21 protein-coding genes are annotated in these 15,406 nt (G+C 35.3%); 18 read left to right on the top strand and 3 right to left on the bottom strand.

Translation table 11 applies throughout. From position 1 onward, the window contains the following. Nucleotides 1-2: 2 nt before the first annotated feature. A complete protein-coding gene (locus tag CIB29_RS07370; protein WP_094548306.1) occupies nucleotides 3-1,448 on the bottom strand; it encodes a hypothetical protein in 1,446 nt (481 codons plus the stop codon). Nucleotides 1,449-1,756: 308 nt separating this feature from the next. Here CIB29_RS07370 and CIB29_RS07365 point away from each other — a divergent pair, with 308 nt between their 5' ends. Continuing rightward, nucleotides 1,757-2,404 (top strand): hypothetical protein, encoded by a 648-nt coding sequence (locus CIB29_RS07365; RefSeq protein ID WP_094548304.1) that lies wholly within the window; start codon nucleotides 1,757-1,759, stop codon nucleotides 2,402-2,404. A 77-nt stretch (nucleotides 2,405-2,481) separates the two neighbouring features. Beyond that, nucleotides 2,482-3,618, top strand: a complete 1,137-nt coding sequence (locus tag CIB29_RS07360) for an aminotransferase class V-fold PLP-dependent enzyme (RefSeq protein ID WP_094548302.1) — start codon at nucleotides 2,482-2,484, stop codon at nucleotides 3,616-3,618. Between the two features lie 118 nt (nucleotides 3,619-3,736). Here the strand turns inward: CIB29_RS07360 and CIB29_RS07355 are convergent, their stop codons facing one another. Then, nucleotides 3,737-4,870 carry a hypothetical protein gene (locus CIB29_RS07355; RefSeq protein ID WP_094548300.1) on the bottom strand — a complete coding sequence of 378 codons (1,134 nt, stop codon included), beginning with the start codon at nucleotides 4,868-4,870 and terminating at the stop codon, nucleotides 3,737-3,739. A 217-nt stretch (nucleotides 4,871-5,087) separates the two neighbouring features. Between CIB29_RS07355 and CIB29_RS07350 the strand changes: the two genes are divergently transcribed. The 15 genes from CIB29_RS07350 (at nucleotide 5,088) to CIB29_RS07295 (ending at nucleotide 12,622) form a co-directional block, all read left to right on the top strand. Then, nucleotides 5,088-6,389 (top strand): nucleotide sugar dehydrogenase, encoded by a 1,302-nt coding sequence (locus CIB29_RS07350; protein ID WP_094548298.1) that lies wholly within the window; start codon nucleotides 5,088-5,090, stop codon nucleotides 6,387-6,389. 386 nt (nucleotides 6,390-6,775) lie between these two features. Beyond that, on the top strand, nucleotides 6,776-7,942 hold the full coding sequence (locus CIB29_RS07345) for an N-acetylmuramoyl-L-alanine amidase (protein ID WP_094548296.1): 1,167 nt from the start codon (nucleotides 6,776-6,778) through the stop codon (nucleotides 7,940-7,942). 12 nt (nucleotides 7,943-7,954) lie between these two features. Beyond that, nucleotides 7,955-8,278, top strand: a complete 324-nt coding sequence (locus tag CIB29_RS07340; RefSeq protein WP_198543793.1) for a phage holin — start codon at nucleotides 7,955-7,957, stop codon at nucleotides 8,276-8,278. A gap of 276 nt (nucleotides 8,279-8,554) precedes the next feature. Then, nucleotides 8,555-8,731, top strand: a complete 177-nt coding sequence (locus tag CIB29_RS18885; RefSeq protein ID WP_198543792.1) for a hypothetical protein — start codon at nucleotides 8,555-8,557, stop codon at nucleotides 8,729-8,731. Between the two features lie 53 nt (nucleotides 8,732-8,784). Then, nucleotides 8,785-8,940, top strand: coding sequence for a hypothetical protein (locus CIB29_RS18880; RefSeq protein ID WP_198543791.1), 156 nt, complete (start codon nucleotides 8,785-8,787; stop codon nucleotides 8,938-8,940). A gap of 35 nt (nucleotides 8,941-8,975) precedes the next feature. Beyond that, entirely contained in the window at nucleotides 8,976-9,200 is a 225-nt protein-coding gene (locus CIB29_RS07335; protein ID WP_242965095.1) for a hypothetical protein, read from the top strand. Nucleotides 9,201-9,229: 29 nt separating this feature from the next. After that, nucleotides 9,230-9,448, top strand: coding sequence for a hypothetical protein (locus tag CIB29_RS07330; protein ID WP_094548294.1), 219 nt, complete (start codon nucleotides 9,230-9,232; stop codon nucleotides 9,446-9,448). Nucleotides 9,449-9,480: 32 nt separating this feature from the next. Continuing rightward, on the top strand, nucleotides 9,481-9,636 hold the full coding sequence (locus CIB29_RS18875) for a hypothetical protein (protein ID WP_198543790.1): 156 nt from the start codon (nucleotides 9,481-9,483) through the stop codon (nucleotides 9,634-9,636). 147 nt (nucleotides 9,637-9,783) lie between these two features. Continuing rightward, nucleotides 9,784-9,981 carry a hypothetical protein gene (locus CIB29_RS07325; RefSeq protein ID WP_157910239.1) on the top strand — a complete coding sequence of 66 codons (198 nt, stop codon included), beginning with the start codon at nucleotides 9,784-9,786 and terminating at the stop codon, nucleotides 9,979-9,981. A 34-nt stretch (nucleotides 9,982-10,015) separates the two neighbouring features. After that, on the top strand, nucleotides 10,016-10,321 hold the full coding sequence (locus CIB29_RS07320; protein WP_094548290.1) for a hypothetical protein: 306 nt from the start codon (nucleotides 10,016-10,018) through the stop codon (nucleotides 10,319-10,321). 107 nt (nucleotides 10,322-10,428) lie between these two features. Continuing rightward, entirely contained in the window at nucleotides 10,429-10,689 is a 261-nt protein-coding gene (locus CIB29_RS07315) for a hypothetical protein (RefSeq protein WP_094548288.1), read from the top strand. Nucleotides 10,690-10,715: 26 nt separating this feature from the next. Further along, a complete protein-coding gene (locus CIB29_RS07310) occupies nucleotides 10,716-10,994 on the top strand; it encodes a hypothetical protein (protein WP_094548286.1) in 279 nt (92 codons plus the stop codon). A gap of 38 nt (nucleotides 10,995-11,032) precedes the next feature. Beyond that, nucleotides 11,033-11,317: a hypothetical protein gene (locus CIB29_RS07305; protein ID WP_094548284.1), complete on the top strand. Its 285-nt coding sequence runs from the start codon at nucleotides 11,033-11,035 to the stop codon at nucleotides 11,315-11,317. A 4-nt stretch (nucleotides 11,318-11,321) separates the two neighbouring features. After that, nucleotides 11,322-11,669, top strand: a complete 348-nt coding sequence (locus CIB29_RS07300; RefSeq protein WP_094548282.1) for a hypothetical protein — start codon at nucleotides 11,322-11,324, stop codon at nucleotides 11,667-11,669. A gap of 56 nt (nucleotides 11,670-11,725) precedes the next feature. Further along, nucleotides 11,726-12,622 carry a hypothetical protein gene (locus CIB29_RS07295; protein ID WP_198543789.1) on the top strand — a complete coding sequence of 299 codons (897 nt, stop codon included), beginning with the start codon at nucleotides 11,726-11,728 and terminating at the stop codon, nucleotides 12,620-12,622. A gap of 43 nt (nucleotides 12,623-12,665) precedes the next feature. Here CIB29_RS07295 and CIB29_RS07290 read toward each other — a convergent pair whose 3' ends face one another. Next, a complete protein-coding gene (locus tag CIB29_RS07290) occupies nucleotides 12,666-14,204 on the bottom strand; it encodes a hypothetical protein (RefSeq protein ID WP_094548278.1) in 1,539 nt (512 codons plus the stop codon). A 280-nt stretch (nucleotides 14,205-14,484) separates the two neighbouring features. On the opposite strand from CIB29_RS07290, the gene CIB29_RS07285 reads away from it, so the two are divergent. Then, nucleotides 14,485-15,330, top strand: a complete 846-nt coding sequence (locus CIB29_RS07285) for a hypothetical protein (protein WP_094548276.1) — start codon at nucleotides 14,485-14,487, stop codon at nucleotides 15,328-15,330. Nucleotides 15,331-15,406 lie beyond the last annotated feature (76 nt).

The raw sequence follows: 15,406 nt of genomic DNA, 5'->3' as shown, positions 1-15,406 counted from the left end.
ATTTACTTAAAAAAGTTAAAGACTTTTTTTAACATTCCATCATTTTTTGATGTTTCAACGGATTCTGTTATTGCATTTTTTTCAAGCGTTTTTGCTATAAGTTCCGTAAGCAATACATTTTGCGTTTTAATTTCTTCGAGGATTTTTATTACATCCTGGTTATCCAATTGTTCTTTAACTTCTTTTAATATTTTTACAATTTTTTGATTATCTAATTTAATCTCATCAAATTTTTCGGATACTTTAGAGGGTAATTGCTCGTTTAGTGTTTGAATGGCAGCAACCTGTTTTTCCTTTTCATTTACTGTAACCAATTCTTGGACTAAATTCTGAGGGGAATATTCATTAGCTAAAAACTCTTCAGGATCTAATTCTGATGCTTCTGTAGGTATGTTTTCATAAAAATCACAAGAGTAACTTTTAGGAAGTATTAAATCAATAAAGTCGTCTACAACCCCATATAATAAACGTCCACTAAAGCTCTGTTTTTCTATTTCATAATTATTGATAAACTCAACAAGTATGGGAGAGGAACTGCCGGCATGTTGGATGGATGAGACAGAACTGCAGGATAGGCCTGATGAGTCTATTTCACATCCTGAAAATTCGCCCTGGTTTCTCCACATTACCCATATTTTTTGTTCTATCTCAAATATTACAGGCTGCAAATATGGATGGTTGGACATATGTACTGAAATAATTCTATCATAATGCTTATTATTTAATACTTTAGTATTAAGTTTTTTATATAGCATTTTAAAGTTAGTACTGGTTGAAGTTGACCATACCAGATGAAGATTATTGCGTGTGTCACAGAAAATATAGTAGAATCCTACAGCTTCAGGGGAATTTATAGTTTTTTCAGGTGTGCTCCATAGAGAAAACTGCATGTGAAACTTTCTATAAAATATTTGAGTACCTCTGTTACTGGAGTTTTTATAAACCACATGAATATTATTTTGAGTATCAAGTGCTAAACAATAAGGTGGGAATTCCTTATCGCATATAGTCATACCAATATTTATATTGTTCCATTTAGACCCGTCCCAGGATTTAAAATAGATTGTCCATAGATTCACATTCATCAGATTACTGGCTGCATATATGATGTATATTTTTTTATTGGTGACATGAATAAATAAAGATTTTACAATGTTTGAACGCAAGTCAAAGCGTGAAAATACTTTGCTGTTCCACATATTTTCTTTATTAACGAAATATTTAAGTTCCCCGCTTTCAGTAAGGCATAAGATATGAATGGTATCTTCTTCATCGATATTTACATAGAACTCAAGAATTTTTTCTTCAATTACACTTATTTCAAAAGGGTCTACCTTTTGGTTGTTGTGTAAAGAGTAGAGCTTATAGCAAATCCCTCCTGTTTTCGAAAAATAAAAGTTGTAGATAATGCCGTTGCTTTTTTTTATAAGAAACATTTTTTGCTGCATGATGATCACCACACTCCCCACTGTCCGCTCCGCACTATTTTCATATTATATGTATATGCTTTTTTTTTATGGACTTTCCTTAAATATCAAATAAAAATAAATTACAGCTGGTAGTAACAGTTTTTTCTTTTCAACATATATTGATATCAGAGGTGGAACACAGGGATATATAGAAGTTGGAAGGTACAACTGAAGTAGCGCGACACTTAAGAAATTTTAAATTATATGTAACACTTTATCAGTATGGTGTATATACTGAACTGTGGGATTATCAATTAATAATCAATATTTTTAAGGAGGTTTAAGGCATGGCTAACGGTTTTGATGGATTATACGAAAGAAATTTTGAATGCATACTTGTGGATAAGGTTTTTGATAGCTGCCTAAAGAAAGTTTGCTTCGATGATATAAAAGTACAACTGCCAGATGGAATAGACCCTAATTTTTGCGACATCGAAGTGCGTTTTGAAAACGGAGTAATAGTACCAGGTTCTCTAAAAGTTCTAGACAGTTCTGTACTTCCGGAAGGTTGCAAAAGAATAAAGGCGACTGTAGTAACAAACTACATAGTTGTAGCTACCTGCAATGGTAAATGTTTTGAAATCCCTGGAACACTTCCAGAAATACCTCTTGATATAGTAATGTACCATCCAGATACAAGGTCTGAATTTAAATTTAATATTATTGTTGAAACAAGGGGAGAGGTATTAGACCAAATAGTAGAATGTGAGTGTAATGATGGATGCATATTAACGCTTGCAATAGGAGTATTTGTCATTCCTAAGGTAATAGGAAGGGTGCAGCTGAAGCTTGACCAAGTATTTCCATATTGTGTTCCACCAAGAGAATGTAAAGACTTTTCAGATGTCAGTGCATGTGATGATTTCGATTCCGCTGCATTTCCTGATGATTTTTACCCGGCACAATCCCAGTATATATACCCTTGTGGACAATAAGCTAAGCTCAACAAAAATATCGGTGATGGTACCATCACCGATATTTTTTACCTTAATTTTGAGAGGGGCTGATAAAAATGATATATCTGGACAATGCTGCTACGTCGTGGCCAAAACCTCATGCAGTTTATAATGAAGTATTGAATTGTATGAGAAAATACTGCGCTAATCCCGGAAGAAGCGGTCATAAAATGTCTATACAAGCAAGCGAAAAGATCTATGAATGCAGGGAAAATATTTGTAAAATATTTGGTATAGCTAATCCTCTTTGTGTTTCATTCACCAGCAATACTACCGAAGCTTTAAACATGGGTATAAAAGGGCTATTAAAGCCAGGCGATCATGCCATTATAACCAGTATGGAGCATAATTCTGTGTTGCGTCCCTTAAAGAAACTTGAGACTTCGGGAGTTAAATTATCCATTGCTAAAGCAGATATAAATGGAAGAGTAAATCCAAAAGACATTTTAAAGTATATCAACAAAAAAACAAAATTAATTATTACCACTCATGCATCTAACGTATGCGGGACAATAAATCCGATAAAAGAGATCGGGATTGTTGCTAAGGAGAATAAGCTGATCCATATGGTTGATGCTGCTCAGACAGCAGGAGTATACCCTATTGATGTGAAAGAAATGAATATTGATATTCTTGCTTTTCCTGGACATAAAGGGTTATTAGGGCCACAAGGCACCGGTGGGCTGTACGTCAGAGAGGGTATTGAGTTGGATACCCTCAAAGAGGGCGGGACGGGAAGTGTATCTGAAAGCCCCTATCAGCCGGAATTTATTCCCGACAGATATGAAAGCGGCACACTTAATACACCAGGGATTGCTGGCCTGAATGAGGGAGTAAAGTATATCCTAAACACTGGACTTAATGAAATTATGAGACATGAAAGAGAACTTACCAAGCACATGCTGGAAGGACTGCACAGTATTAGTAAAGTAGAAATATACGGGACCACACAACTGGAGCAGCGGGTGGGAGTTGTTTCAATCAATATAAAGGGAAAAGATTGTATAGATGTATGTACAGAACTTGATGAAAAATTTGATGTAGCTACAAGAGGTGGCCTGCACTGTGCTTATCTGGCGCATCAAACAATAGGGACTTTGGAGAGTGGAACAGTACGACTGAGTATTGGCTGTTTTAATACAAAACAGGATATAGATAAAGTTTTAAAGGCAATTAATGAGATAGCGAAATAGTTCACAGTTCACAGTTAACAGTTCACAGATGTTACATATGTTTTATATAATTTGCTGTATATTCAATTACCACGAACTGTGAACCGTGAACTGTGAACCGTGGACCATGAACCATGAACTACTTAAAAGGACTTATTTTCTGAATAACAGGCAAAACATTAGGAAATTCATCTTTTTTAATATCCTTTAAAATATTAACTGCTTTTGCGATTATATCTGCACCGTTGGTAGGGACTTTTGCATATGCTGCATGATATGCGTCTGTAATAGATAGGCATTGGTTTATGCAGCTTTTTAAATCTAAAGCAGTTATTTTTTTCATAGTGGGCAGATTTCCTGAAAGTAATTGGTCCAGCAGCTTGATTTTTAGATTTCTTTCTGCAAAATCACCGGGAAGAAATAGCAGGGGTTTTTTAGTAACAATGCAGTCTTGAAGTATTCCCATGCCGGGTTTGGATACTACCAGTTCACTTGCATTTACCAGATCAATACCGTTGTTAAATAGCGGGGCCTTGATAATGCCCGGATGAAAAGGAAAATGGTTGTTTTCCAGACTACTGGATATTACAATTCTGTATTCTGTCTTCAAATTGTTTACTGCGGTATAGAAATTGTGCAAATCTTTATAAACATTTTCCATCACCGCAGAGCCGGCATGAACCAAGATGAATTTATCGTTGGGAGATAGCCCCAAAATCCTATTAACCGTTGCTTTATCCATTGAAACTTGCCTTGATATAATTGGAATAGGTATATACATACATTTTATATTTGGTTTGTCTAAAGGTTGCTCAAGGTTTATATGAAAAAAAATGTCATGCCTGGAAGCTGTATCGAGGACAAGCTTTTTAAAAGATGCTATTTTGGGATTGTCATTATTTAAGGGAGTTATATCTCCATGATAGAGGCAGCTGGTAATGATTTCATCAGAAAATAATTTTTTTATGCTATTTATATTTGTAATGAAATCATTGATGAGTATGGAAGTAGTTTTAAACGTTTGTATTGTTTTTTTATCCTTTGTTTTTATTGCATTTTTAACTTTGCCGGCTCTTTTGTTAACCAGTGAGTGATAGTGGTATAGGTTATAAACATTACAGTTATATTTAGATAGGTTTGTACTAATAAATTTTTGCATGCTCCCGCCTACCAGACATGAAACGGGTTCATCAGTATATCGCCTTAAATTTTCTACCATGGCTATAAATCTTACAGAGTGGCCGAAGCCGGAGTTTAGAATACTGGTTATCATAAAAACACCTGCTTTCAATTCAGCCGAACATGGGAACGGGTATGATTTGATATAATTATTCTTAATATATGAATCAAGGTTTGTACAAAATTACACTGCAAAATCATGTGCACGCTTAACATAAAATATATTATTATAAGTAACGTTTTTATAATCCACAACATATATTGAATTAGATAAGTGAGAACATGAATTGTATAAAGGGGATGCGTCTGTTATGGAACTTTTAAAACGGATTAAAGATAAAAACGTGTCTGTAGCTGTTATAGGTATGGGATATGTAGGGTTACCCCTTATGCTGAGAATGGCAGAAAGCGGCTTTAAGGTTACGGGAATTGATTTAGATATTAATAAGGTAAATGCTATCAACAGTGGAAATTCATATATAGAGTACATCACGCATGAACAAATAAAATACTTGGTTGACAGTTGTCGGTTATCTGCCCAGAGTAATGATGACAGCCTTGAAAAATTTGATGTGCTCATTATATGTGTACCAACACCTATTGATATTAACAAAGAACCGGATTTAAAATATATAAATTCTGCTGTAGAGATGGTTGCCGGTCATTTGAGAAATGGACAAATCATCATTCTGGAAAGCACTACTTTTCCGGGGACAACCGGAGAAATTGTGCTTCCTGTATTAAGCCGGACGGGTATGAGAGTAGGAAAAGATTTTTTTCTGGGATTTTCTCCTGAAAGAGTAGATCCTGGGAATAAGAGGTATGGAATAAAAAATACACCTAAAATTGTTAGTGGCGTCACTGAGGACTGTACCGACCTGATATATACTTTTTATAGTCAGTTTATTGATAATGTCTACAGGGTTTCTTGTACTAAAACAGCAGAGATGGTAAAGATATTGGAAAATACTTTTAGGAGCGTCAATATTGCTTTAGTCAATCAATTATCACTTTTGTGCCACAAAATGGAAATTGATATATGGGAAGTTATTGAGGCAGCTTCTACAAAGCCTTTTGGGTTTATGCCGTTTTATCCGGGACCAGGGGTAGGAGGACACTGCATACCTGTTGACCCCCTATACTTGTCGTGGAAAGCAAAGGAATATGATTTTTTACTATCACTTGTAGAGATAGCTGACAACATAAATAGCAATATGCCGTATGTTGTCATAGATAGAATAGAAGATATTTTAAATAATGTTAATAAACCATTAAGTTACTCAAAGATTATGCTATTAGGAGTTTCGTACAAGCAAGATATAGGGGATACTAGGGAGTCACCTGCATTAAAAATCATAAAACTCTTACAGCAAAAAAATTGTCAGGTAATATATCATGATCCATATATAGGTGAAGTGGATATAGACAACCATAAATATTTTTCACAACAACTGAGTGGACAGCTATTAAGCAGTTGTGACTGTACAGTTTTATTGACACCGCACAGCAACTATGATTATGAATGGATCGTAAAAAATTCTAATATCTTCTTTGATACCAGAAATGCAACAAATCAATTAAAAAAGTATAAGAGTAAAATTATAAAGCTTTGAATTGTATATGCACAAAAGGTTACGAGCTTAAAAATGATTTGTTTATCACCCCCATCCGGGACATTTTGCACACCCATCTAAAGACCTTATGGTAAATGAAAACTATGGGTGTCAAGGGGACGGGGTTGTTGACACCCGTTTGACAACATGTTGTCAACAACCCCGTGGGTGTCAAGGGGACGGGGTTGTTGACACCCGTTTGACAACATGTTGTCAACAACCCCGTCCCCTTGACACCGACGTCCCCTTGACACCGACAAACAACCCGTCCCCTTGACACCGACACTTGACACCCGTAGGTTGGTAACATTTCTATGCTCTAAAAATACTATGTATAATATAAAGTCTAAACATGTATCTACTTTATATAGAAGGGAGTTGGTAAGATGAAGATAGTTATTGACCCGGGGCACGGGGGAAAAGATCCGGGTGCATTGGGGAGCTACAGCAAAGAGAAAGATATAAATTTAATTCTTTCGCTAAAACTCAAAGACAAACTCATTGCAAGTGGAATGGATATTGTTTGCACCAGAGAGGATGACCGGTATATTGACCTACAGCCAAGATGTGATATTGCAAATAAAAATCGGGCGGATTATTTCATTAGTATTCATTGCAACAGTTCGAAAGATAAAAGAGCTAGTGGGACAGAGACATTTTGTCTTGCCGGCGGCGGAAAGGCATACAAACTGGCTCAGGTGCTGCAGACCAAGATGATAGAGTTTAACAAAAATAAGGACCGGGGAGTAAAATTCGCTAATTTTTACGTATTACGGGAGACAAAAATGCCAGCAGTGCTGATTGAAGTTATGTTTATATCTAATCCTGAAGAAGAAGATAAATTAAACAACACACAGTGGCAGGACGCTTTTACTAATCAGTTGACAAAAGTAATGTGTGAATATTTCGGATTTAAACCTGTGTTTTCGAATAAAACTCCTATTATGGGAAAGGCAGAAGCTACAGCACAGCAGATGGATAAGTTTGTGAGAGGTGTTAACCCGGATGCTCCATATCTGGCAGAATTATTTTTAATAATTGGAGAACAGGAAGGTGTGAAGGGGGATATTGCTTTTGCGCAGGCTATTAAAGAAACCGGATATTTTAAATTTGGTGGAAGTATTGATAAAAATCAGAATAATTTTGCGGGATTAGGTGCTACAGATGAAAATAGTAAAGGTGCAGTCTTTGCAACTCCTGAAGAAGGAATTAGGGCACAGATACAACATTTAAAGGCTTATGCAACCACCGGTCCCTTAAAAACGAAGCAGGTAGACCCGCGCTTTCATCTGGTCCAACGTGGAAGTGCACCCTACTGGGAAGATTTAAACGGAAAATGGGCTGTACCCGGGCAAGGATATGGTGAAAGCATCGTAAAAATATGGAAAGATATTTTACAGACTAAAGTAGACGAAAAGCCGAAGCATTTTGCACAGGACGCCTTTGATGAATGGAAAGCAAAGGGTATAGTCCTGGAAGACCATGACCTGGACGTACCTGTTACATGGGGTGAATATATTATTACTCAACAGCGATTAAAAAATATGAAATAGGAGGGGTTCTTTATGATTGGTGAGTTACTAGCCGAGTTGCTAACGGTGTTGATACAAATTCTTATTCTTATTGTTGGGGGATATGCCATACAGTATATTAGAGCAAAGATAGGTGAACAGAATCTTAAAGTCTACTGCTCCCTTGCAAAGACTGTAGTTACGGCTATAGAACAGACGATTGGGGGAGGACATGGTGCGGATAAAAAACAAGAGGCGGTACAGGTATTAAAGAATTTCACCAAAGGAAAATTGACCGATGAACAAATTGATAAGATTATTGAGGCGGCAGTGTATGAAATGAACCAAATTTTAAAAATGAATGGACTTAAACAGTAAATATTAAAGTTCTAAGAAAGCTTAGGGTATTTAGTCTTAAATTTAATAATGGAGCAAAAAAGCAGTCACTGCTGTGGCTGCCTTTGCATTTATTATTATGTTCCAACAAAGGTTCAAGTTGATTCTTCCATATCCATTTTGGACTATAATGCTGTCTTGCCATAGTTTTTGAGTAAATTACTATGTATTCAAAATAAAAAAATTTACATAATGTGTAACACTATTAACTGTACTACATATTATATACTAGAAGCAACAGAAGGGAGGTGCAAAGTAATGGCGAACACAAATTCCTGTTCGGGTGACATTTTTGTAGCCAGCGTAATCAACCAGAAAGCTGTAAACCAAAATGCACAACAAATCTTGGTTGCTGTGGCTGCCCAGGTTATCAACCTTACTGAAGCTCAATTTGGTTTTTCTACCAATGATGATAGCGATACGGTAAACGTATGACTATCCTGTTGACACTCCACACGCCTGAAGGCGTGGGATTCGAGGTAACAAAAATGCCAGACATTTTTGTAGCTAGTGTAATCAATCAGAAAGTTGTAAACCAGAATGCTCAGCAAATCTTAGTCCTTATAGCAGCTCAGGTACTAAATATCCTGGAAGCTCAATTCGGATTTGCTACTAATCTCGACAATGATACTATAAAAGCATAAAAACGAGGAAAAAATGAGGAAGGAGTTGACTAAGTGTGAATAGCCTGGCTTATAAATATATAAACGGTGCTATGCCAAAGAAACCTTCAATTTTGTCAACAGGTTCAGGGGACATCTTTGTAGCCAGTGTGATTAATCAAAAGGCTGTAAACCAGAATGCACAACAGATCCTGGTTGCTATAGCTATTCAGGTTGTTAATATCATTGAAGCTCAGTTTGGATTCTCCACCAATGATGATAGTGATGTTGTAAACGTATAAAAATTTGTTTGAGAAAGGAGATGTTACAGTTGAAAATAGGATTCAGTAAAGAAGGTTTAACCCTTAACTCAAAAAAGTTTAATCCTTTGAATTTTTCTGTCAATGGCTATGGCATAGAAGCAGAGGAAATAGACAATAAAGTAGATGCATTTGAATTGTTATCAAAGCTTGCTTCTGTCAGAATGGCAGATACAGAAGCTACTACAATGGATAAAATTAAAATATTACAGTCTATGGTAGAAAAATAAGCTGACTTATTAAGTATAGAGGAGGGAACGACATGCCGGATATTTTTGTAGCTAGCTGTATCAATCAGAAAGTTGTAAACCAGAATGCTCAGCAAATCTTAGTCCTTATAGCAGCTCAGGTACTGAACATTTTAGAAGCTCAATTCGGATTTGCTACTAACCTTGATAATGATAATATTTGCGCATAAAAGAAAAATATAATAAAAAGGACTCTTCTCGCAGCTCTTTCTACGAGGAGGGTCTTTTTTATTATGTATGATGCGAACCTTTTAAGTTTGATATGCATAGTATGTTTTAGAAAGAAATGTGTCAAATATATAGGGGAGGTTTCATGGATGCCGAAACAGGCTGCTGGCAAATTACCAGAATCAAAAAAATCAAATGATATATATATGCAAGCAGATATTATTGATCAGGTCAATACAAACCAACAATCTAATATGACTCTTTCAGCATATTCTGTCATAACACAATCCGATTCTGCAGTTAAAATCAATAGTGCCGGAGGTAATGAAGCTACAGGTGAGAGTTAGGAGTTATACAGACAAAAGGAGGTAAAGAGAAGCCGTGAATAATAACGCTAAAAGTGACAACTGGATTACAATAACAAGCACGAGGAAACGAAAAGATATACCTTCAGAAATTAAAATCGATAAAAACGGAAATGTTTTTATCGATGGTGAACTCTATGACGAAAATAAGACGAAATATAAAAATTTAAGCGTAAGTGTTGAGAAATATAACAAATTAAATACCGGAGAAGAGACCAGGAAAATGATAGAGCAGCAGAAAAAAGCAAGTAAGGGAGAAACTGCAGTCATTACAGATATACAAGAGCCCAATAAGACAGAAAGGACTACGGTTAAATATTAGAGTAGCGGGTTGGGAGCGGTGAAGAAAAGTTTAAATGCAGAACTAAGATCCTTGACCTGTGTAGATTTGGTTTATACAGGTTAACTTGAGAGTAAGGAGATGAGACTATGTCGGAAGAAAGTCAAAGGCAAGCTGATGATATAAAAGTTGAAAACGGTATTGAACCAAACAAGAAGAAAGATAAAAAATATAAAATTGATCCAACAGAGGTAACGATAGGAGATTTTAATATTAAGATGAATAAAGATATTGGAAATATCGACCCGTTGAAATTGTTAATGAAAATGCATCAATTGCGTATTGATAAAACTTTGACAAACGAAGAAAAAGCGGAAAAATTAAAACAAATGTTAAACGAACAGACTTAAAATACAATGGTGTGAGGTGATAAATTTTGGACCAAAAAAAATTATCGACCATACTTAACTCTTCAAATCAAGCGAACGTTCACAGTGCTAACCAGTCTGGCTTATCCCAGTTCAATTTTGTAGTTATACTGGGTTTAGAGCATTTAAGGAGAGACAATGGGCAAACAGATGAAATTCCGGTATCTATAAACATTACTAGATCTGGAGAACTTGAGATTAATGGTTTGGATAAAGATATTTTGAGTGATGAAAATAATATTCGCGTTTATTCAGATAAAAAAATGACTTGTAGTAAAGAAGAATGACATTTTCTTTACATCGTGCAAAGGAGGGAATAAGTTGTATGAAGTCATCTAAAGATTCAGAGGTGATTGAAAATAAATTCTATAACTTTTTGGTCAACCTTTCTAACCAGGCAAATTTAGCCGGAACTAATAATATATCACCAGTACAACTAAATTCAGTATTGGTGTTTATCTCACCATACGCTTTAGAAAATTTAAATTTTGAAGGTTTAGATATAGATTTAAGAGTTGATGAGAAAGGTTCCATATGGATAAATGACCACCCGTTTCAGGCAATAGAAATCAAACCGGGAGTCAAAGTATTAGGAATTTCAAGGCGGTAAGGAAGTGATAAATTTGAAGTGTGCCATTTGTAATCAGACAGAGGTTATAAAAATAAATGAACCGATGAGAGTCAGGTTTGAATGTAAGAATGGACATAAATGGTTTGAAAATTATATTGATAACGGAGGCACCCATAAAAGGCCAAAATCCTATGAAGTCAAACTAGAGGATGTTTTATTTCCTAGTGAGAAAGTAATCTATGAAAAAATGCTAAAAGAATTGGAAGCAAATAAAGAATTTTATGCTACAGCCGACCCGTTAGAAAAAACAAAGTCTCTTATAAAGAAATGTAATATAAATGAAAGAGAGATGTATTCAATTATGAAGAAAATCACCAGCTACAATAAATAAGATTTTTACCATTTTATATAATACATATAAAGAAAGGAAGTTTATAAATTATGAAAATGAATCGGATAAAGTGTAGTAATCTGCCGTACCGTCCATTACCGTATTTTAATAATAGTAGATCAGTCCAAACCAAACAAGATTATGAAACGCAAAAAAATGATGAGAAGCAGACCCAAAAACAAAAAATGGGTAGTACCCAAGGGGATAACGTCCAGAAAGAAAGCTATCAACCTGCTTCACAACCTTTGCAACTCCAGAAGGAGAGAGTGAATCGAATAAATTGCAAAAATTTACCGTACCGCCCATTACTGTACTTTAACAGTATAAGAAAAGTAAAAAGCAGCAATGACTTGATTACGGAAAAGGATAACCATCAGATTCAAGATGTTGAGTTGATTGAGGTACAGGATTATAATAGTGATGAAAAAACCTATGAATCCATCTACCAGTCTATTTCAGGACCTGATCCAATACATTTACAAAATAGTAATATAGAGAGCATGAAGGAAGATATGGAAGATGATATAGAAGAAAATATGGAAAATATCAAGGGAAATGTAGAGAAAAGTATAATAGAAGATTTGGAGAAGGCAGTAAAAGAGACATTATCTTATGATCAACCGGATGATGTACAGGACAAGGATACCAGCAGCAGCGATACTTCTGAAAAAATGACTGATTTTTATATGGATGAAGATTTGGAAAAAGGCATAGAAGAAGGTATAGAGGAAGATATAGAAGTTGGAGTATACAATACAGTTAAAAAACCGGATAGTCAACAACAAACGCCGGAATCGGACTTGGAGAATAAAACTGTTAATGATGTAACATGCGAACAACCTGTTACTGCTCAGCATCATGTATCCGACATTAATACCAATCGTACAAGCAGTATAAATGCTTTTGAAATGCTGGAAAAATTATACTCAATCCATCAAAAATTAATGGGTTAATATAGATAAACCTTCGACGTCAATGGGAGACGTCGAAGGTATCTTATTTTTTGCTTTCCTCTACCTTATGAATCAAATCTGTAAAACTCGTTTTATTGTTATTACGCTTGATAATGGTAATTTCTTTATTAATACGTTCTAGCTCTGTACGGATAATATTGTCTTGAATTTTTTCAATTTGTGCAATTCTCTCTAAGAGCTGTTGGAATTGCACTTTTAATTTTTCAATTTCAGTTCTGTATTGCTCGTCTATAATATTTTTTAAGTCTTCATCAATTCTAGAAAATTGACTTAATTCCAATAGTTTTTTCTTAGTCTGAGAAAGATCTTCTTGAAGCATATTGAGCATGATCTTTAATTTAGTACTTTCAATGCTATTATCAACCCCGGTATTTGACTGACTTGTTGAAGAACGCAAAAATGCTGCAGCTGGAGAAGCAGCAGGGACGGAAGGATTAGAAGAAGGAAACAGGAAGGAATTCTTATGTTTTTCTGCAAATTCTTCCACTTCATAACCCGACATTTTGAATTCAGGTTCAGGTTTGGCAGCCGGCAGTTGTTCAAGATAATTGGAAATTATATACAAATTTATATCGTTATTAGTGTTATAGCCGTAGCATTGGTCACAAATGATATTATCTTTATCCATAGAAGCAGGAATTCTAAATCCAAATAGTCCTATATTGCCGTATCTGCCCGCCATAAACTGTGAAGGTTTTCTCCATGTAATCCCATCATCGTCCGAGGAACTGCTTAGTACTTTAATATCCTGCTGCCATAATATCAAAAGCTGTTTATCAACTTTCATAATCACAGGAACAGCATCCTCATAGCAACGGTTATAGACTACTACTTCCTTATCCCACAAAGCTTTGTTATAACTGTTGGAAGGCTTGCGTTTGTAAATGATATCATAATTTTTTCCTGATTTTTTTAAATACGTAAGGTGAATGTTGTCCTGGTGATCTATGATAATATAGGGTAATACTGCATCATAATTTTCCAGATCAATAGAGATAAAATCACTCCATGTTTTTTTAGACCACATATACACCCTGTAGCCAATTTTGTTGGAATCAGTATTATCTTGATAATATATATGTATATTGCCTGAGTTTTCTGCTGAAACGGAAAAAGGCCTGGCTGATGTAACTATATAGTCGATAACATTAGGAGAGACGTTGTTATTATCTAGTATATGGTGTACGAGCAGATTTTTATCTTTGTATTGGATGACATAAAAAAGGTTAATCCAACCATTTACGAACAACATCTTAAAGTACTTAGGGTATGCTTTATTGTTTTTACTTTGCAGGATAACATACTTGTGCCATTGCTGCCCATTATACATAAGGTAGATGATACTTCCAAGCTTATCCTGGCAAATTAAATGTATGTTATCTCTAGGATCTATAATAATATCAAAATCTCCCTGTCCATCCTTGAGCAGGATCTCATAATCACTCCATTCATTTTCCAGTTTCTTTTTAAAGCAAATACCTGTATTAGTATGGTGAAAAAAATACCATTGCTGTTTAGAAGCTTGTTTAAGCATATATTGATTAGATATGACCTTAGTCAAAGAAACACCCCCACAATATTAATTCAGAATTAATACCGTAACGAAACACAGATTGAAATATCGGCAGTATTTTTTGGGATTCCAAATAATTTCTTCGAGCTCCGAACTCCTAGCTGTTTCAGGTTCAATCTCTGCTCTTAATTTATGTATATGCTCTATTTCTTCAATTTATATAAATTTTTTTAAAACAATCACACATAAGGCGGACCAACATATTATGTTATTGAGGGTACACCTTTTATAGGGATACTAAAAAATATTATTAATAGGAGGATAGATTATGAGCGAAAAACTTAAACCAGGACCAATTCTTGGTGCGCATCCAGGATTCAAAGAAGCTGTATGCATACAGACAGATAAGGTTTATGATTCTTGTAGGGAAAAAGACTGTCTGGAAGATTTAAGAGTATTTTTAACCAGAAGAGGCCAGGAAATCGTTGACAGGGCAATAAATGTTAAATGTAGAAAAGCTGAAATCATCTGGGTTTTCCCGGATGTAGAGCCTGTTCCATTTAACAGGGGATTTTTCACAGTAAGTGTTAAATTTTTCTTCAGAATTACCCTGGACGCATTTACAGGTATTGGAAGGCCTACAGAAGTAGAAGGGTTGGCTACATTTGACAAGACGGTTATCCTCTTCGGTTCTGAAGGTAATGCTAAGATCTTTGAATCCAAATTCAAAGAAGATGCATTTGATCCACAGCTCTGGAAGAAGACCAATATGCCAAAAGCTAAAGTGGAAGTAGTTGACCCAATATGCCTGGCAGCTAAATTAGTTGATATTACTGACAGATTGTTCCCGACTGATAATATAGACCTGTCAGGAATACCTGAAAGTGTATGCAGCTGCTTTGATGATGAATTGGTAGCCGGTGCAGAAAGAAAGAGGGTATTTGTTTCTCTTGGATTGTTCACAATTATTAAAATTGAAAGAAATGTCCAGCTGCTCATTCCTGCATTTGATTTCTGCGTTCCTGATAAAGAATGTATTGCAGCTACTGAAGACAATCCTTGCGAATTATTTGAAAGAATCAAGTTCCCGATTGATGAATTCTTCCCACCTCAAAGATTTGAATTTGAAGGTGCACAGGATGTCTTCAATAACGCAAGACCTTGCAAGGACTAATAAATATTTGAAGAACACCCCACTATGTGTGGGGTCTTTTTTTAAACAAAAGAAGAGACTGTGCAGCAATTTCAAC

This window comes from Petroclostridium xylanilyticum, from assembly GCF_002252565.1.
Lineage (GTDB): Bacteria > Bacillota > Clostridia > SK-Y3 > SK-Y3 > Petroclostridium > Petroclostridium xylanilyticum.
Note: the sequence above shows the minus strand (reverse complement) of the source record. Positions and strands in the feature narration are given on the sequence as shown.